Raw genomic sequence first — 18,268 nt, forward strand, 5'->3', positions numbered from 1 at the left:
GCCGGCCCGACACGCCGCTGTCGTCGTGACGGCACCCGGGTGCCTGGAAACCGACGCGACGGGGTACCAGTACGGGGGTGGCCGGCCGACTTGCGCCGACCCGCCACGCTGATCCGGCGGAGAGGAGCGCGACGATGGGGAAGACACTGAAGCGCAGCGCGGCGTTCACGGCACTGGCCCGGGCACTGGCCGCCGGGGCGCGCGGTGGCCCGTCGCTGGGCACCCGGTTGGCGGCGCTGCCCCGGATGATCAGGGCCACCACCAGGGGCGAGTACGACGGTGGCCTCCGGTTGGCCCTGATGACGGCGGCGACGGCGTACATCGTCTCGCCTATCGACCTGCTGCCGGAGATCCCGCTGGCGATCTTCGGGCTGGCCGACGACGCCGTCATGATCACCTGGTTGGCCGGCAGCGTGCTCGCCGAGACCGACCGTTTCCTGGAGTGGGAGGCCCGACGCAGCTCGGTCATCCCCGGGGGCCTGGTGCCCTGACGGCACGTACGCTGGGCGGCGAGGAAAACGTCTGCCCGGCCGCCGTCGCCGGCGCCGCAACGAAGGGCACACCGTGCAGTACTACGACAACGTCGTCGACATGATCGGCAACACCCCGCTGGTACGTCTGCGTAACGTCACCGAGGGCATCCAGGCGACAGTGCTCGCCAAGGTGGAGTACGTGAACCCGGGCGGCTCGGTGAAGGACCGGATCGCGCTGCGGATGGTCGAGGACGCCGAGGCCGCCGGCCTGCTCAAGCCGGGTGGCACCATCGTCGAGCCGACCAGCGGCAACACCGGGGTGGGGTTGGCCCTGGTGGCCCAGCTCAAGGGCTATCGCTGCGTCTTCGTCTGCCCCGACAAGGTCAGCCAGGACAAGCAGGACGTGCTGCGGGCGTACGGCGCCGAGGTGGTGGTCTGCCCGACAGCTGTCGCACCGGAGGACCCGCGCTCGTACTACAACGTCTCCGACCGGCTGACCCGGGAGATCCCCGGCGCCTGGAAGCCGAACCAGTACAGCAACCCGGCCAACCCGCGTTCGCACTACGAGACCACCGGTCCGGAGCTGTGGAAGCAGACCGAGGGCGGGCTCACCCACTTCGTGACAGGTGTCGGCACCGGCGGCACGATCTCCGGCATCGGCCGGTACCTGAAGGAGGCGTCCGAGGGCCGGGTGAAGGTCATCGGGGCCGACCCGGAGGGTTCGGTGTACTCCGGCGGCACCGGCCGGCCGTACCTGGTGGAGGGCGTCGGCGAGGACTTCTGGCCGGAGACGTACGACAGGGACGTGGCCGACGAGATCGTCGAGGTGTCGGACAAGGCGTCGTTCGAGATGACCAGGCGGCTGGCCCGCGAGGAGGGGCTGCTGGTCGGCGGCTCCTGCGGGATGGCAGTGGTCGCCGCGCTGGAGGTGGCCCGAAGGGCCGGTCCGGACGACGTGATCGTGGTGCTGCTGCCGGACGGCGGCCGGGGCTACCTGTCGAAGATCTTCAACGACTCGTGGATGGCCCGGTACGGCTTCCTCGACAACTCCGGCGCGGAGCCGACGGTGGCCGACGCGCTGGCCAGCAAGCCGGGTGGGCTCCCGGAGCTGGTGCACGTGCACCCGACCGAGACGGTCCGCGACGCGATCGACTACATGCGCGAGTACGGCGTCTCGCAGCTGCCTGTCCTCAAGGCCGAGCCGCCCGTGGTGACCGGTGAGGTCGCCGGCTCGATCGCCGAGCGTGATCTGCTCGACGCGCTGTTCACCGGTCAGGCCCACCTGCACGACACCATCGAGCGGCACATGGGCGACCCGCTGCCGATGATCGGTGGGGGTCAGCCGGTCAGCGAGGCGGTCGGCCTGCTGGAGAAGTCCGACGCGGCGCTGGTCCTGGTCGACGGCAAGCCCAAGGGCGTCCTGACCCGCCAGGACCTCCTGTCCCACCTCGGCGCCCACTGAGTCCCGTCCCGGTGCTCCGCCTCCGGGCGGGGCACCGGGCACCGGCGTCGGCCCCTTTGCTCTGCATACGCATACGCATACGCACCGCCACCGTCACTTGCGTCGGCCCCTTTGCTCTGCATACGCATATGCACCGCCGCTGCCGCCGCCACCGCTGGTGCGTATGGGTAAGCAGAGCAAAGGCGCGTGGGCGGGGACCGCTCAGAGCGGGCGGGCGTAGCGCAGTTGCAGGGTCCGGGCCGTGCCGATGTGCTCCTCGCGCTTCGCGCCCGTCGGAGCCCAGCCGCCGCGTTCGTAGAACGCACGGGCGTGCGCATTGGCCTGAAGCACCCAGAGCACCGCGCGTCGCCAGCCCTGCGCCCGCATGGCGTCCAGGGCGTCCTCCATGAGGGCGCGGCCGGTGCCCCGGCCCTGTTCACTCGGGTCGAGGTGGATCGCGTTGAGCAGCCCGGTGGCCGGGTCGTCCTCGTCGTCCGGGCCCAGGTGGCTGAACCCGACCAACCTCCCGGCCCGTTCGGCCACCGTCATCCGGTGGGTGTCCCGCTCCCACTGCCACCGCTCGACCCAGTACCGCCCCATCGCCTCCGGCGTCGGGTCGGCCAGCGCCCCGGCCGGCAGGAACGAGGAGTACGCGGCGACCCGGGAACGCTGGTGCAGGGCACCCACCCCCATCAGGTCGTCACCGGTCGCGGGACGGAGCGTGACGGTCATCCGGCCGAGGGTACCCGGCGCGGCGGCAGCTGCACGGTCGTCAGGTCCTCGGCGATGATCAGCTCACCGTCGAAGTGGGCCCGCGCCTCGTCGTGGAACCGGCGCGGGTCGGGGTACCGCTGGGAGAAGTGGGTGAGCACCAGCCGGCGTACCCCGGACTCGGTAGCCACCCGGGCGGCCTGCGCCGCGGTCAGGTGCCCGACCTCGGCGGCCAACGCGGCCTCCGACTCCAGGAACGTCGACTCGATGACCAGCAGGTCGGCGTGCTCGGCGAGGGCGTACACGCCGTCGCAGAGGCCGGTGTCCATCACGAAGGCGAACCGCTGCCCCGGGCGGGGCACGCTCACCTCGTCCCGGGTCACGCGGCGCCCGTCGAGGTCGAGGTGCCCGACGCGGATCAGCTCGCCGACCGCCGGCCCCGCGATGCCGTACGCGGCAAGCTTCTCCGGCAGCATCCGGTGCCCGTCCGGCTCGACCAGCCGGTAGCCGTACGTCTCGATGGGGTGCCGCAGCCGGCGGGCCTCCAGAAAGCCGCAGCTCAGCGCGATCCGCTGCCCGTCGGCCTCGATCGGGGTCACCGCCAGCTCGGCCGTCTCGTAGAAGGAGGTGGCGTGCCGCAGGCGGGCGAAGTACTCGGCGCCCCCGGCCGGGAAGTGCACGGCCACCGGGTGCGCCACCCGGTCCAGGGAGAGCCGCTGGATGGTGCCCGGCAGCCCCAGGCAGTGGTCGCCGTGGAAGTGCGTGACACAGATCCGGGTCAGGTCGGTGGCGGTGACAGTGGTGTGCAGGAGCTGCCGCTGGCTGCCCTCGCCCGGGTCGAAGAGGATCACCTCGTCGTCCCAGCGCAGCACGTACCCGTTGTGGTTGCGCAGCCGCGTCGGTGCTTGGCTGGCCGTCCCCAGCACCACCAACTCGCGCATCGACATCGACGGGCCTCTTCCGGATATGAAGCGACCCCCGGGGCGCTCCGCGCTGTCGCGCGGGCCGGCTGGACTGGGCCGGCGCCCCGGGGGTCGGGTGGCTGCCTGGAATTCGCCGCACCGCTGCCACACGGTCTCGACGATGGTGCAGGTTGCCCGCCTGACGGCGGACCGATCACTGTCGAGGACAGCGGCTAGCTGACAGCCACCTCACGAGTCCGATTGCTATACAAGTCTGGACCACCTCCTTTCACGTGTACCGCCACGCTATCGAGTTCCCGGCGGGCTCGGCAACGGATTTCGATCACAGGGCCGAACGGGAATGCCCGGCCACCCTCTCGGTGGCCGGGCATTCGAGGTCGTGCGGGCGTACGGCGGTCAGCCGGCGGTACGGGCCACGCCGACCGGGCAGCTCAGCCCGTTCGGGCCGTGGTTGCAGTACCCGTTCGGGTTCTTCGTCGGCGCCAGGTACTGCTGGTGGTAGTCCTCGGCGAAGTAGTAGTCACCGAGCGGGGCGACCTCCGTGGTGATCTCACCCTTGCCGGCGCGCGTCACGATCGGCTGGAACGCGTCCCGGGACGACTCCGCGATGGCCCGCTGCTCGTCGGTCGTCGTGTAGATCGCCGACCGGTACTGGGTGCCCACGTCGTTGCCCTGACGCATGCCCTGGGTCGGGTCGTGGTTCTCCCAGAAGACCTTCAGCAGGTCCTCGTACGTGATCTTGCTGGGGTCGTAGACCACCTGGACGACCTCGGCGTGCCCGGTCCGACCGGAACACGTCTCCTCGTAGGTCGGGTTCTTCGTGATGCCACCGGCGTAGCCGGCGGAGGTGGTGTACACGCCGGGCAGCGTCCAGAACAGCCGCTCGGCGCCCCAGAAACAGCCCATCCCGAACACGGCCACCTGAAGGCCCTCAGGGAAGGGCCCCTTGAGCGGGGTGCCCAGGACCTCGTGCCGGTCGGCGACAGGCATGGCGATCGGGCGGCCCGGCAGGGCCTGGTCGGGCGAGACCATCTCGGCGTTCATACGGCGCAGGAACACGGTGGGACTCCTCTCGTACCTCTCCCCGCGTGTAACACCGGTGGGTACGGCTTCCTTACCCGCGTGGGTGTGACTCAGGCCCCTGCCGGCAGGGCGGCGGCGATCCGGTCGGCGTGGGCCCGGGCCTCGGCGTCGTCGTCGTATCGGGTGCGCGGCCAGAAGAAGCCGCGCAGCCCGTCACCCTTCGTCCGCGGCACCACGTGGGTGTGCAGGTGCGGCACCGACTGGGACACCTTGTTGTTCATCGCCACGAACGTCCCACCGGCCCCCAGACCGGTCTCCACCGCGACGGCCAGCCGCCGGACCAGCGCGAAGTAGCCGGGCAGCAGCTCAGCCGGCAGCTCAGCCAGGGTCACCAGATGCACCCGTGGCACGACCAGCACGTGCCCCTTGAACACCGGCCGCGTGTCCAGGAAGGCCACCCCGTCCGGCTCGTCGGCGACCCGGAACGCCGGCACCGCACCCGCCACGATCTCGCAGAACACACACCCGCTCATCGGCCCAGGCTATGCCGACCACCCGGCTCCGCCACGCCCCGCCGGGCGGGGCACTAGCCTCACCAGAATGAGTCACGGCTTCGAGACGCTCGCCATCCACGCCGGTCAGGACCCTGAGGCCCGCACCGGCGCGGTGATTCCACCGATCTATCAGACCAGCACGTACGCCCAGGACGCCGTCGGCGCGCCCCGACTCGGCTACGAGTACAGCCGCTCCGGCAACCCGACCCGCGATGCCCTGCAGGAGTGCCTCGCGGCGCTGGAGGGTGGGCCTGTCGGTCTCGCCTTCGCCAGCGGCCTGGCCGCCGAGGACACCCTGTTGCGGGCCGTCTGCCAACCCGGCGACCACGTGATCATCCCGGACGACGCGTACGGCGGCACGTACCGGCTCTTCGCCCGGGTCGCCCAGCGCTGGGGGCTGGAGTTCACCCCGGCCAAGGTCTCCGACCCGGCCGCGATCCGGGCCGCCGTGCAGCCCGGCCGCACGAAGATCGTCTGGGTGGAGACGCCCACCAACCCGCTGCTCGGCATCGCGGACATCGCCGCCCTGGCCGCCGTGGCGCACGACGCGGGCGCGCTGCTGGTCGTCGACAACACCTTCGCTTCGCCGTACCTTCAGCAGCCGATCGCCTTCGGCGCCGACGTCGTGGTGCACTCGACCACGAAGTACATCGGCGGGCACTCCGACGTGGTGGGCGGCGCGCTCGTCGTCGCCGACGCCGCGCTCGGCGAGGAGCTGCGCTACCACCAGAACGCGATGGGCGCGATCAACGGCCCGTTCGACGCCTGGCTCACCCTGCGCGGCATCAAGACCCTCGGGGTACGGATGGACAGGCACTGCGACAACGCCGAACGCCTCGCCGCGTACCTCGACGGGCACGCCAAGGTGTCCGAGGTGATCTATCCGGGGCTGCCCTCGCACCCCGGCCACGAGGTCGCCGCGAAGCAGATGCGCCGCTTCGGCGGCATGATCTCGTTCCGCGCCTCCGGTGGCGAGGACCACGCTGTGGAGATCTGCAACCGCACCAAGCTCTTCGTGCTCGCCGAGTCGCTCGGCGGCGTGGAATCCCTGATCGAGCACCCGGGCCGGATGACACACGCAAGTGCTGCCGGCTCGCCGCTTGAAGTTCCCGGCGATCTCGTGCGACTGTCTGTCGGCATCGAGACGGTCGACGACCTGCTCGCCGATCTGGAGCAGGCACTGGGCTGACCGCTGGGGAGGATGGCCGTGCAGGACATCATGGCGACCTGGGTCGGAGCGACCGCCAAGCAGATCGCCCGGGGGGTGCGTCGGGGCGACGTCTCGGCCACCCAGGTCGTCGCCGACCACCTTGAGCACATCGCCTCGGCCGACCGCGAACTGACCGCGTTCCGCGTCGTTCGCGGCGGCGAGGCGATCACCGAGGCGGAGAAGGTCGACGAGCAGGAAGACCTGGCCAACCTGCCCCTCGCCGGGGTGCCGGTGGCGGTCAAGGAGAACACCCCGGTCGCGGGGCTGCCCACCTGGAACGGGTCGGCCGCCGCGCGTACCGACGTCGCGGAGGCCGACCACGAGGTGGTCCGCCGGCTGCGCGGTGCCGGTGCGGTGATCCTGGGCGTGACCCGGATGCCGGAGCTGGGGCTGTGGGCGCTCACCGACGACGGCAGCGCGGTGACGCGCAATCCGTGGGACAGCTCCCGTACCCCCGGCGGTTCCTCAGGCGGCGCGGCCGCCGCCGTGGCGGCCGGTCTGGTGCCGATCGCGCACGGCAACGACGGGCTCGGTTCGATCCGGATCCCCGCCGCCTGCTGCGGTCTGGTCGGGCTCAAGCCGGGCCGGGGCGTGGTGCCCTGCCAGCTCGGCGCGGACGACTGGTTCGGTCTCACCGAGCACGGAATGCTGACCAGCACCGTCGCCGACGCGGCGGTCGGCTTCGCCGTGCTCGCCGGACGGCGGCCGGAGAAGCTGGTCCCCCCGCAGCGGCTGCGGGTGGGCGTCTCGCTGCGCTCCCCGGTGCGGGGCGTGTCGCCGGACGCGCCGAACCGCGACGCGGTCGCCGCCGCCGGTCGCCTGCTCGCCGCCGCCGGGCACGACACCGTGCCTGCCGACCCGGTCTACCCCACCTCGCTCGGTTTGCAGGGCATCGCCACCTGGCTCGCCGCCGCGGCAGCCGACGTGCGGGCCGCCGGCCTGGACCGGCGCGGCCTGCAGAGGCGTACCCGTCGACACGTCGCACTTGGCGAGTGGGCGCAGCGCCGCGGGTACGTCCGGGAGGCCGACCGGGCGGCGTGGCGGGAGCGGTCCGTCGACTTCTTCACCGACCACTCGGTCGACCTGCTGCTCACCCCGGCGCTGGCCACCGCGCCGCCGGAGGCCGCGAGCTGGTCCGACCGGTCCTGGCGGGCCAACATGACGGCCAACATCAGGTACGCCCCGTACGCGGCGCCGTGGAACATCGCAGGCCTGCCCGCGATCGTCGTGCCGGTGGGCCGCCGTCCGGACGGCCTGCCGGTGGCCGTGCAACTGGTCGGTCCGCCCGGCTCGGAGCTGCTGCTGCTCGGCGTGGCCGGTCAGTTCGAGATGGCCGCTCCGTGGTCGCGCCACGCCCCCGGTTACCCCCGGGTCGGCACGGGGTCACCGGCCACCGCTTGATCGTCGAGCCGGTCGCCCCCGGTGTCGCCGACGGTGGTGCCGGGGGCGGGTGGCACGATCGGGGCATGACGGAACTGGTCGGCCTCGACGACGTGCGGGCTGCGCGGAAACTGCTCGACGGCGTCATCCGGACCACCCCGCTGGAGCCGTCCCGGCCGTTGAGCGCGCAACTGGGCGGGCCGACGTGGCTCAAGTGCGAGAACGTGCAGCGGGCCGGCTCGTACAAGGTGCGCGGCGCGTACGTGCGGATCTCCCGGTTGTCCGCGGACGAGCGGGAACGCGGTGTCGTCGCGGCGAGCGCCGGCAACCACGCGCAGGGCGTGGCTCTCGCGGCCGGCCTGGTCGGTACGCACGCGACTGTCTTCATGCCGGTCAACGCGCCGCTGCCGAAGGTCGCCGCCACGAAGGGGTACGGGGCGCAGGTCGAGTTGGCAGGCAACACCGTCGACGAGGCGCTCGTCGCCGCCCAGACGTACGCCGAGCGGACCGGCGCGGTGCTGATCCACCCGTTCGACCATCGGGACGTGATCGCCGGGCAGGGGACTGTGGCGCTGGAGATCCTCGAACAGTGCCCGGAGGTGAAGACCATCATCACCGGTGTGGGTGGCGGCGGCCTGATCTCGGGCATGGCCGTGGCGGCCAAGGCGCTGCGGCCGGACATCCGGATCGTCGGCGTCCAGGCGGCAGGTGCGGCGGCCTTCCCGCCCTCTCTGGTGGCCGGGCAGCCCGTCCGGCTGCCCGCCTTCGCGACGATCGCGGACGGCATCGCGGTGGGCCGGCCCGGCGAGATCACCTTCCAGCACGTCCGCGAGCTGGTCGACGAGATCGTCACCGTCACCGAGGAGGACATCTCCCGGGCGCTGCTGTGCCTGTTGGAGCGGGGCAAGCAGGTCGTCGAGCCGGCCGGCGCGGTCAGCGTGGCCGCGCTGCTGGCCGGTGTCGTGGAGGTGGAGACACCTGTGGTCGCGGTGCTCTCCGGCGGGAACATCGACCCGCTGCTGATGATGCGGGTGATCGAGCACGGCCTGGCCGCCGCGGGCCGCTACCTGCGGGTGACGGTGCGCTGCTCGGACCGGCCGGGGCAACTGGCCTCGCTGCTCAGCCAGATCGCCGAGCACCGGGCCAACGTGGTGGACGTGGAGCACCAGCGCGCCAACCCGCACCTGGGCCTCGGCGAGGTGGAGGTGGCGCTGTCGGTGGAGACGCGGGGTGTCGAGCACTCGGACACGCTGATCAGCGCGCTGCGGGCCAGCGGCTACCAGGTGGTCTTCGCAGCCGAGGCGTGACACCTGTGGGTGTCACGCCTCGGAAGCGGTGTCTCAGCGAGCGCCGGCGTCAGCCGGAGAAGGGCTCGAAGCTGACCACTGTCACCTTGATGTCGGCGCCGCTGGGCGCCGTGTAGGTGCAGGTCTGCCCCGGCCGGCCGCCCAGGATCGCCTTGCCGAGCGCGGACTCGGGGCTGTAGACGGTCAGGTCGGTGGTGGCCGCGATCTCCCGGGAGCCGAGCAGGAACGTCTCGGTGTCGTCGGTGTCGTCGTCGAAGTAGATCGTCACGACCATGCCTGGCGACACCGCGTCCGCCGTCGGGGCCTCGCCGACCTTCGCGGTGCGCAGCAGCTCCTGGAGGTAGCGGATGCGGCCCTCGGCCTTGCCCTGCTCCTCACGGGCGGCGTGGTAGCCGCCGTTCTCCCGCAGGTCGCCCTCCTCGCGCCGCGCGTTGATCTCGGCTGCGATCGCGGGGCGGTTGGCGATGTGCTCGTCGAGCTCGGCCTGGAGGCGGTCGTACGCGTCCTGGGACAGCCAGGTGGCGGGCGCCTCGTTGCCAGTGGACACAGGCGGTCTCCTCAGTTGTGCGTGGCTGGCTGACAGGTGAACTACCAAGTTACCAGTGCGGTACGACACAGCGTGTCGGCCATCACCGGCGGTGCCCGTGTGCAGCACCCCGGGTGAGCGGCCTCCGCCGAGCCGCGAGAGTGACGTCTTCCCAGTTCAGACCGGGGGTCGGCAGCGTAGTACCTCGCCGATGAACGGCCGTGCGGTGGTGGCGAGGTGGTGCCTGGTGGTGACGTGCCTGTCGCCCGGGGCCGCAGTCACTGTGACCTCCTCGCGGGCCACCTCGGCGCCGGCGCGGTCGCGGGCGCGCAGCACACACACCGCCGAGCCGCCCGACGGCACGGTCACCCGGAAGTCGACACGCACCTGGCTGTCGGTGATGTCGGTGTACGTGATCACCTGCGCGTCGTACACCGGGTCGCCGTACTGCTTGTAGAGGCGTACCGAGATCAGCGTCAGCGACGCCGCCAGCAGCAGGAGGGCCAGCAGGGCCAGCAGCGTACGGCGGGTCCTGCCGCCCGGTTCGCGGCGGCGGCCGTAGCGCCCGGCGGGAAAAACCGGCGCGCCCGGTGAAATTGTGGCGTGCGTCTCGGTCACCGGCGGGTATCTCCTGGCGTTGTTGTCGGCGGCATCGGCAAGAATGACAGAGTCCATCCTCCCAGCCCGGCCCAGCGGCAGGAACGGCAGGTCGGGCCCCGCGCGGTGCGGCCGGCGGCGGGGTGTGGAGGATCCCCGGCAGGTCAAGCCGGTCGAGTCCGGTCGGGTCCACCGTCCGGCACAGACGAGGAGCGCCGAAGTTGGCAGAGCAACTGCGTCTCATGGCCGTCCACGCGCACCCGGACGACGAGTCGAGCAAGGGTGCGGCGACCATGGCGAAGTACGTCGCCGAAGGGGTGGACGTCCTGGTCGTGACGTGCACCGGCGGTGAGCGCGGCAGCGTGCTCAACCCCAAGCTCGACAGGCCCGACGTGTGGGCCAACATCGCCGACATCCGGCGCGCCGAGATGGACGCCGCGCGGGCGATCCTCGGCGTCGACCAGGCCTGGCTCGGCTTCGTCGACTCGGGGCTGCCCGAGGGCGACCCGCTGCCGCCGCTGCCCGAGGGTTGCTTCGCCCTCCAGGACGTCGAGGTGGCCGCCGGGCCGCTGGTGCGGCTGATGCGCGAGTTCCGTCCGCACGTGGTCACCACGTACGACGAGGAGGGTGGCTACCCGCACCCCGACCACATCATGTGCCACAAGGTCAGCGTGGCCGCCTTCGAGGCCGCCGGCGACCCGTTGCGCTACCCGGAGCTGGGTGCCCCGTGGCAGCCGCTGAAGCTCTACTACGACATCGGCTTCTCCAAGGCCAAGATCATGGCCTTGCACGAGGGCATGCTCGCCGCGGGCCGGGAGTCGCCGTACGAGGACTGGCTCAAGCGCTGGGAGGACCGCCCGGACAAGGGCCCCCGGATCACCACCCGGGTGGAGTGCGCCGACTACTTCCCGGTCCGCGACGACGCGCTGCGCGCCCACGCCACCCAGGTCGACCCGGACGGCTTCTGGTTCCAGGTGCCGATGGAGTTGCAGCAGGGAGCCTGGCCCACCGAGGACTTCGAGCTGGCCCGATCGATGGTGGACAGCCCGATGCCCGAGTCCGACCTCTTCGCAGGTGTGCGGGAGACGGCGCACGCGCGCTGATTAACCGCGGCGCTACCCTGGTAACCAACCGCACATCGGAGGAACGCCATGCTGACCGCTGCCCAGGTGCTCGCGGAGAACAACTTCGGGGACACCCGCACGGGTGGGCTGGCCGGCCCGATGGGCCTCTTCCTCATCCTGCTGCTGGCCACCGCGACCATCCTGCTGATCCGCAACATGAACTCCCGGCTGCGCCGGCTGCCCGACCGGTTCCCCCAGCAGGGGCGGCCGACCGACCCGACCAGGGCCGATGCGGCAGTCGCTGATCCGACAGACGGGACCGGAGGCCGTGATTCATCCACGCCCGCTCCCAACGGGCACCAGCAGCACCGGAACGGGTAGTCCCCGCATGATTCACGCCCAACCGGGTGGTCGCCCCCTGTTGCGACCACCCGGTTTGGCTTAGCCTTCCGCCGGGGGGACCAAAAGTCCCCGAGCCGTGCGCGGGAGGGGGCGCCGATGACAGTCACAGCACCGGCCGCCCGTCGTACCCTCGCGAGGCCGCCTGACGGGGGAGGTCGATGACCTCCGGTCCGGTCGGCGACCGGCTCGGGGTACGCGGCACGCCGGTCCGGCTTCTCGTGCTCACCGCAGCGGTCACGCTGACCGCAGTCGTCGCCGCCACCGTGGGGTTGACCCTGCCCGCCAACCTGCCGTCGGACGACCCGCTCGGTGCTCCGGCCCGCTTCGGCATCGTCGTCGGCGTCGTCGCCCTCGCCCAGCTCGCCCGGCTGCGGTTCCGCTCACCAGCCGGGATGGTCAGCATCACCTGGGGCGAGGCGGCGTTGATCGTCTGCCTCTACCTGGCGCCCGCCGGTTGGCTGCCGTCGGCCACCCTGCTCGGCGCCGGGCTGTCCTGGACGGTGCTCTCGCTGCACAACGACCGCCGCCCGGCACTGGAGATCGTCCGGATCGCGGCGTCGTTGGCGGCCGCCGCGGCGCTGGCCGTGTCCGTGGCCACCGCGTTGGGGGAGCCGCTGCTCGCCGCGCCCACCCCGATGCTGGCGCTGGCCGTGATCGCCGGCTCGGTGACGTACCTGCTGGTGACGGCCTGGCTCGGCGGGGTGACGCTGGGCCTGCGGCACGGTCTGCCGATCGGCCCGCCCCTGCTCGCGGCGCTGCGCGGCAAGCTGCTGATGTTCGTCGGCAATGTGGCGGTGGGCCTGGTGGTGGTCGCGCTGCTGGAGTTGGACGCGCGCTGGCTGCTGCTGCTCCCGCCGCTGCTCTGGCTGCTCCAGCAGACCTACCGATACCGGCTGCGGGCCGACCAGGAACGCCGGACGTGGCGGGCCTTCGCCGAGGCCACCGCAGCCCTCAACCAGCTCGACGAGCGGGGCGCGGCCAGCGCGGCGGTCACCGGCGCGCTGGCGCTGTTCAACGCCGAGCTGGTGGACGTCGACGTGGCGCGGGCCGACGGCCGGTGGCGCCGCTACCGGGGGGACGCGGGCGGCCAGATGGTCGACCGGGAGGTGGGTCCACCGGACCTGTCGGAGCCGGACGAGCACGAGCTGGTCCGTCCCCTCTCGGTCGGCGCCGCGCCGGTCGGCCGGCTGCGGGTCCGGTTCCCACGATCCGCCCCGCCGAGCAACCGGGAACGCGACGCCGTCGCCGCGTTCGGCGACGCCCTGGCCGCCGCGCTGCACGACGCCGCGACCCACCGCGAGCTGCGGCTGGTGACCGCGCGGTCGTCGTACGAGGCGGTGCACGACCCGCTCACCGGGCTTGCCAACCGGGCGGCCATGCTCGGCAAGGGTGACCAGTCGTTGCGGCAGCTCGCCCACGACCACCCGGTGGCGCTGCTGCTGCTGGACATCAACCAGTTCAAGGAAGTCAACGACACCCTCGGGCACGCCGCCGGTGATCAGCTGCTGCGGTTGACCGCGAACCGGCTCAGTTCGATGGCCCGGTCCGGTGACCTGCTCGGCCGGCTCGGCGGTGACGAGTTCGCGCTGCTGCTCACGTCGGTGCCGGTGCTCGGCGACCGGGCCGCGCCGCTGGCGCACGCGCTGCGCCAGGCCCGGGAGATCGCCGAACGGCTGGCCGCCCCGACCGAGGTGGCCGGGGTGCGCATGTCGATCGAGGTGTCCGTCGGGGTGGTCGTCGCCGACGCCGGCACTGCAGACATGACCGAGCTGCTGCGCCGGGCGGACATCGCGATGTACCAGGCCAAGGAGGGTGGGGGCAGCGTCGCCGCGTACGACGGCAGCCGGGACGCGGCAAGCACCGACCAGCTCGCCCTGCTGGCCGAGCTGCGTGAGGCGCTGAAGGTCGACGACCAGCTGGTGCTGGCGTTGCAGCCGGCCGTGGACCTGGCCACCGGCGCGCCCACCGGCGTGGAGGCGCTGATCCGCTGGCAGCATCCCCGCCGGGGCTGGCTGGGCCCGTCCGACTTCATCCGTCCGGTGGAGAACAGCGAGCAGCTCGGCACCTTCACCAGGTACGTGCTGGACAAGGCCCTCGGTGTGGCCGCCGGCTGGGCGCGGGAGGGGCTGGACGTACCGATCTCGGTGAACCTCTCGGCGCGCAGCCTCCTCGACCCCCGGCTGCCGGCGGAGATCGCCGACGCGTTGCGCCGGCACCAGGTGCCACCGCACCGGCTCGTGTTGGAGATCACCGAGACCGTGGTGATGAGCGAGCTGGAGGTCATCGACGAGGTGCTGGCCACCCTGCGGTCGATGGGCGTGCAGCTCGCCGTGGACGACTTCGGCACCGGCTTCTCCTCGCTGACCTTCCTCACCCGGATCGCTGTGGACGAATTGAAGGTGGACCGCTCGTTCGTGATCCGGATGGCCGACTCGCCGGAGGCCGCGGCGATCGTCCGGACCACGGTGGGTCTCGCCCACGAACTGGGCCTGCGGGTGGTCGCCGAGGGGGTGGAGACCGCCGAGCAGCGGATGGCGCTGGCCGAGCTGGGCTGCACCTCCGCGCAGGGCTACCACTTCTTCAAGCCGATGCCGGCGGACAAGATCGGCGCGGTGCTGGGGACGTTGCGCGACTCGGCCGAGTCGAACGTGTTCCGGCTCCGCGCCGACGGCGCCTCCTGACCACCGGGCACGTCGGGGCGGCTGTGGTTATGGTCGTCGGGTGAACCGACTCGCCGACGCCACAAGTCCGTACCTGCTCCAGCACGCCGACAACCCGGTCGACTGGTGGCCGTGGTGCGACGAGGCGTTCGCCGAGGCGAAGAGGCGTGACGTCCCGGTGCTCATCTCGGTGGGTTACGCCGCCTGCCACTGGTGCCACGTGATGGCGCACGAGTCGTTCGAGAACGAGCAGGTCGGCGCACTGATGAACGACAACTTCGTGTCGATCAAGGTGGACCGCGAGGAGCGCCCGGACGTGGACGCGGTCTACATGACCGCCACCCAGGCGATGACCGGTCAGGGCGGCTGGCCGATGACCGTCTTCGCCACCCCGGACGGCACCCCGTTCTTCTGCGGCACCTACTTCCCGCGGGCCAACTTCGTCCGGCTGCTCCAGTCGGTGACCACCGCCTGGAAGGACCAGCGCGAGGAGGTGCTGCGCCAGGGCGCCGCCGTGGTCGAGGCGATCGGCGGCGCGCAGGCCGTGTCCGGCCCCACCGCGCCGCTGGACGCCCCGCTGCTCGACGCCGCGGCCGCCACGCTGGCCAACGAGTACGACGCCACGAACGGCGGCTTCGGGGGTGCCCCGAAGTTCCCGCCGCACATGAACCTGCTGTTCCTGCTGCGCCACCACCAGCGCACCGGCGACCCGCGCAGCCTGGAGATCGTCCGGCACACCGCCGAGGCGATGGCCCGGGGCGGCATCTACGACCAGCTCGCCGGCGGTTTCGCCAGGTACTCGGTGGACGCGCACTGGACGGTGCCGCACTTCGAGAAGATGCTCTACGACAACGCGCTGCTGCTGCGCGTCTACACCCAGCTGTGGCGGCTCACCGGCGACCGTCTGGCCCGCCGGATCGCCCGGGACACCGCCCGGTTCCTCGCCGACGAGCTGCACCGGCCGGGGGAGGGGTTCGCGTCCGCGCTGGACGCCGACACCGAGGGCGTCGAGGGCCTCACCTACGCGTGGACGCCAGCCCAGCTCGTCGAGGCGCTGGGTGAGGAGGACGGCCGGTGGGCCGCCGACCTGTTCGCCGTGACCGACGAGGGAACCTTCGAGCACGGCATGAGCGTGCTGCGCCTCGCCCGGGACGTGGACGACGCGGCACCCGAGATCCGGTCCCGCTGGCAGCAGGTGGTGGGTCGGCTGCTCGCGGCGCGCGACGAGCGGCCCCAGCCGGCCCGCGACGACAAGGTGGTGGCCGCCTGGAACGGCCTGGCGATCACCGCCATCGCCGAGTTCCTCCAGGTCGCCGCGCTGTACGCGTCGCCCGAGGACGACGACGTCAACCTGATGGAGGGCGTCACCATCGTCGCCGACGGCGCGATGCGCGACGCCGCCGAGCACCTGGCCACCGCTCACCTGGTGGACGGCCGGCTGCGCCGCGTCTCCCGCGACGGCAGGGTCGGCGATCCGGCCGGCGTCCTGGAGGACTACGGCTGCGTGGCCGAGGCGTTCTGCGCCCTGCACCAGCTCACCGGCGAGGGCCGCTGGCTCACCCTGGCCGGCCAGTTGCTGGACGCCGCGCTTGAGCATTTCGCGGCGTCCGGCGGCGCGTACTACGACACGGCCGACGACGCGGAGCGGCTGGTCGCCCGACCGGCCGACCCCACCGACAACGCCACCCCGTCCGGCCGGTCCGCGTTGGTCGCCGGGCTCGTCGCGTACGCGGCACTGACCGGGGAGACCCGTTACCGGGAAGCCGCCGAGGAGGCCCTCGCCACAGTCGCGCCGATCGTCGGGCGGCACGCCCGGTTCACCGGGTACGCCGCCACGGTCGGGGAGGCGCTGCTGTCCGGGCCGTACGAGATCGCCGTGGTGACCGACGACCCGGCCGGCGACCCGCTGGTGGCCGCTGCCCGCCGGCACGCCCCGCCCGGCGCGGTCGTGGTGGCCGGGCTCCCAGACCAGCCCGGCGTGCCTCTGCTCGCCGACCGGCCGCTTGTCGACGGGCGGCCCGCCGCGTACGTCTGCCGGGGTTTCGTCTGCCAGCGGCCGGTCACCTCGGTCGAGGAGTTGGTCGCCGAGCTGGGTGTGGCCCGCTGACCGTCGGCTACTGGTCGTGACAGCCGACCTGGTCGCCGATCTCGTTCGGGATGCCGAATGAGCTGCATTCGAGGGCGCTGCCCTCGCCGATCTTCTTCCACCTGCCGGCCGCGTACTCGAAAACGATCACGCCGTCGCCCTGCTGCCCCGGGTCGACAGCGATCACACCGGCTGTCGCCCAGCGGCGTGCGCATTTGATGTGCTCCGGGTCGATCCGGTGGGTGCTGCCCAGCCCCGCCGCCTTGTGCAGGGTCGCGGCGCTCACCGGGCAGGCGGCGGCGGTGCTGGCCGACGTGGCGGGTGCCGGGCTGGGGGTCGGCGACGCGTCGCTGGACGGCGTCGCACCGGAGGGCGTGGCGCTGGGCGCGGACGTCGTGGCGCCGGATCCGGCCACGGGATCGGGCGACGCGGTGGTGCAGGCCGTCAGCACCGCCAGCACGGCGACGGGCACGAGGACCCGTAGAGCTGTCAGATTCATCATTCCCCCATGGTCCAGCGTGGATGGTCGATGCCTGTCACACGTCCGGTCAGGCCGCGGGGTTGCGTCGGGCACCGTCGCTTTGGCGACAACCGGCACCACGCTGCCCCGCAGCCCGAAATGTTGCAGTAGTCGGTCGCATGTCCGTGTGGGGTGGCGATCCCGTGTCCTCCGGGTGGGTCGCCGGCCCTCCGGGGTGGCCACGTCGATGGCCCGGATAGGCTGGCCGCGCTATGGATTCCCGCACCGGACTACCAGTTGTCGGCATGGTGGGTGGCGGCCAGTTGGCCCGGATGACCCACCAGGCCGCGATCGCCCTCGGCCAGTCACTGCGCGTGCTCGCTGCGGCCCCCGACGACGGCGCGGCCCTGGTCGCCGCCGACGTCCAGTACGGCGACCACACCGACCTCGCCGCGCTGCGCACCTTCGCCAAGAGCTGCGACGTGATCACCTTCGACCACGAGCACGTGCCCAACGGGCACATCCGCACGCTCGCGGCCGAGGGCGTGTCCCTGTACCCGCCGGCGGACGCGCTGCTGCACGCACAGGACAAGCAGGTCATGCGGGAACGGCTGACCGAGCTGGGCGCGCCGAACCCCGCGTGGATGCCTGTCGGCGACCCGGCCGACCTTGTCGACTTCGGCACCCGCGTCGGCTGGCCTGTGGTGCTCAAGGCGGCCAGCGGTGGCTACGACGGCCGGGGCGTCTGGATGGTCGACGACGCCGCCCAGGCCACCGAGCTGGCGACCACGCTGCTCGCCGGTGGCACCCGGCTGATCGTCGAGGAGCGGGTGCCGCTGCGCCGGGAGTTGGCCGTGCAGGTGGCGCGTTCGCCGTTCGGTCAGGTGGCCGCGTACCCGGTCGTGGAGACGGTCCAGCGGGACGGCATCAACGTCGAGGTGCTCGCCCCGGCCCCCGGCCTGGACGAGGACCTGGCGGTCGCCGCCCAGCAGCTCGCCATCGACCTGGCCACCGCGCTCGGCGTGGTCGGACTGCTCGCCGTGGAGCTGTTCGAGGTACGCGACGCCGCCGGCCGCCCCGCGATCGTGGTGAACGAACTGGCCATGCGCCCGCACAACTCGGGGCACTGGACCATCGAGGGTGCACGGACCTCCCAGTTCGAGCAGCACCTGCGGGCGGTGCTGGACTACCCGATGGGCGACACCGCGCTCACCGCGCCGGTGGTCGTGATGGCGAACGTGCTCGGTGGTGAGCCGGGAGGCATGTCGATAGACGAGCGGCTGCACCACCTCTTCGCCGCCGAGCCGGGCGCGAAGGTGCACCTCTACGGCAAGCAGGTGCGACCCGGCCGCAAGATCGGGCACGTGACGGTGCTCGGCGACGACCTGGACGACGTACGGGCGCGGGCGGCGCGCGCCGCGCGCTGGCTGCGCGAGGGGCACGAGTGACCC

Annotated in this window: 17 protein-coding genes; 10 read left to right on the forward strand and 7 right to left on the reverse strand. The window is 72.3% G+C overall.

Going from position 1 to position 18,268, the window contains the following annotated elements; genetic code table 11:
- Window positions 1-134: 134 nt before the first annotated feature.
- Together ACFY1S_RS02230 and ACFY1S_RS02235 are read left to right on the forward strand one after the other, a co-directional pair.
- The gene (locus ACFY1S_RS02230; protein ID WP_139584153.1) at window positions 135-491 is read left to right on the forward strand and encodes a YkvA family protein; all 357 of its coding nucleotides are present in this window, start codon (window positions 135-137) and stop codon (window positions 489-491) included.
- 73 nt (window positions 492-564) lie between these two features.
- Window positions 565-1,935 carry a cystathionine beta-synthase gene (locus ACFY1S_RS02235; protein ID WP_387111874.1) on the forward strand — a complete coding sequence of 457 codons (1,371 nt, stop codon included), beginning with the start codon at window positions 565-567 and terminating at the stop codon, window positions 1,933-1,935.
- Window positions 1,936-2,136: 201 nt separating this feature from the next.
- Here the strand turns inward: ACFY1S_RS02235 and ACFY1S_RS02240 are convergent, their stop codons facing one another.
- The 4 genes from ACFY1S_RS02240 to ACFY1S_RS02255 form a co-directional block, all read right to left on the reverse strand.
- Entirely contained in the window at window positions 2,137-2,646 is a 510-nt protein-coding gene (locus tag ACFY1S_RS02240; protein ID WP_387111877.1) for a GNAT family N-acetyltransferase, read from the reverse strand.
- Complete coding sequence (locus ACFY1S_RS02245; RefSeq protein ID WP_387111880.1) at window positions 2,643-3,572, reverse strand: ribonuclease Z; 930 nt, start codon at window positions 3,570-3,572, stop codon at window positions 2,643-2,645. The genes ACFY1S_RS02240 and ACFY1S_RS02245 overlap by 4 nt, the downstream gene beginning before the upstream one ends.
- A gap of 372 nt (window positions 3,573-3,944) precedes the next feature.
- On the reverse strand, window positions 3,945-4,607 hold the full coding sequence (gene msrA / locus ACFY1S_RS02250) for a peptide-methionine (S)-S-oxide reductase MsrA (protein ID WP_387111883.1): 663 nt from the start codon (window positions 4,605-4,607) through the stop codon (window positions 3,945-3,947).
- Between the two features lie 74 nt (window positions 4,608-4,681).
- A complete protein-coding gene (locus ACFY1S_RS02255; RefSeq protein ID WP_387111885.1) occupies window positions 4,682-5,104 on the reverse strand; it encodes an HIT family protein in 423 nt (140 codons plus the stop codon).
- A gap of 67 nt (window positions 5,105-5,171) precedes the next feature.
- Here ACFY1S_RS02255 and ACFY1S_RS02260 point away from each other — a divergent pair, with 67 nt between their 5' ends.
- The 3 genes from ACFY1S_RS02260 (at window position 5,172) to ilvA (ending at window position 9,022) form a co-directional block, all read left to right on the forward strand.
- Window positions 5,172-6,314 carry a cystathionine gamma-synthase gene (locus ACFY1S_RS02260; RefSeq protein ID WP_387111888.1) on the forward strand — a complete coding sequence of 381 codons (1,143 nt, stop codon included), beginning with the start codon at window positions 5,172-5,174 and terminating at the stop codon, window positions 6,312-6,314.
- Between the two features lie 12 nt (window positions 6,315-6,326).
- On the forward strand, window positions 6,327-7,736 hold the full coding sequence (locus ACFY1S_RS02265) for an amidase (protein ID WP_387111891.1): 1,410 nt from the start codon (window positions 6,327-6,329) through the stop codon (window positions 7,734-7,736).
- 65 nt (window positions 7,737-7,801) lie between these two features.
- Entirely contained in the window at window positions 7,802-9,022 is a 1,221-nt protein-coding gene (gene ilvA / locus ACFY1S_RS02270) for a threonine ammonia-lyase (protein ID WP_387111894.1), read from the forward strand.
- Window positions 9,023-9,071: 49 nt separating this feature from the next.
- On the opposite strand, the gene greA is transcribed toward ilvA, so the two are convergent.
- Together greA and ACFY1S_RS02280 are read right to left on the reverse strand one after the other, a co-directional pair.
- A complete protein-coding gene (gene greA, locus ACFY1S_RS02275) occupies window positions 9,072-9,569 on the reverse strand; it encodes a transcription elongation factor GreA (RefSeq protein ID WP_139584162.1) in 498 nt (165 codons plus the stop codon).
- Between the two features lie 156 nt (window positions 9,570-9,725).
- Window positions 9,726-10,166, reverse strand: coding sequence for a DUF4307 domain-containing protein (locus ACFY1S_RS02280; protein ID WP_387114242.1), 441 nt, complete (start codon window positions 10,164-10,166; stop codon window positions 9,726-9,728).
- A gap of 200 nt (window positions 10,167-10,366) precedes the next feature.
- Here ACFY1S_RS02280 and mca point away from each other — a divergent pair, with 200 nt between their 5' ends.
- The 4 genes from mca to ACFY1S_RS02300 all read left to right on the forward strand — a co-directional run bounded on the left by mca (window position 10,367) and on the right by ACFY1S_RS02300 (window position 16,378).
- Window positions 10,367-11,248 (forward strand): mycothiol conjugate amidase Mca, encoded by an 882-nt coding sequence (gene mca, locus ACFY1S_RS02285; RefSeq protein WP_387111897.1) that lies wholly within the window; start codon window positions 10,367-10,369, stop codon window positions 11,246-11,248.
- Between the two features lie 48 nt (window positions 11,249-11,296).
- Window positions 11,297-11,590 carry a hypothetical protein gene (locus ACFY1S_RS02290; protein ID WP_387111900.1) on the forward strand — a complete coding sequence of 98 codons (294 nt, stop codon included), beginning with the start codon at window positions 11,297-11,299 and terminating at the stop codon, window positions 11,588-11,590.
- A gap of 179 nt (window positions 11,591-11,769) precedes the next feature.
- Window positions 11,770-14,292: a putative bifunctional diguanylate cyclase/phosphodiesterase gene (locus tag ACFY1S_RS02295; RefSeq protein WP_387111903.1), complete on the forward strand. Its 2,523-nt coding sequence runs from the start codon at window positions 11,770-11,772 to the stop codon at window positions 14,290-14,292.
- A 40-nt stretch (window positions 14,293-14,332) separates the two neighbouring features.
- Window positions 14,333-16,378: a thioredoxin domain-containing protein gene (locus tag ACFY1S_RS02300; protein WP_387111906.1), complete on the forward strand. Its 2,046-nt coding sequence runs from the start codon at window positions 14,333-14,335 to the stop codon at window positions 16,376-16,378.
- Between the two features lie 7 nt (window positions 16,379-16,385).
- On the opposite strand, the gene ACFY1S_RS02305 is transcribed toward ACFY1S_RS02300, so the two are convergent.
- Entirely contained in the window at window positions 16,386-16,859 is a 474-nt protein-coding gene (locus ACFY1S_RS02305) for a hypothetical protein (RefSeq protein WP_387111909.1), read from the reverse strand.
- A 230-nt stretch (window positions 16,860-17,089) separates the two neighbouring features.
- Here ACFY1S_RS02305 and ACFY1S_RS02310 point away from each other — a divergent pair, with 230 nt between their 5' ends.
- Window positions 17,090-18,265 (forward strand): 5-(carboxyamino)imidazole ribonucleotide synthase, encoded by a 1,176-nt coding sequence (locus ACFY1S_RS02310; protein WP_387111911.1) that lies wholly within the window; start codon window positions 17,090-17,092, stop codon window positions 18,263-18,265.
- Window positions 18,266-18,268 lie beyond the last annotated feature (3 nt).

Origin of the sequence: Micromonospora sp. NPDC000663, from assembly GCF_042898105.1 — a bacterium.
Classification (GTDB): domain Bacteria; phylum Actinomycetota; class Actinomycetes; order Mycobacteriales; family Micromonosporaceae; genus Micromonospora.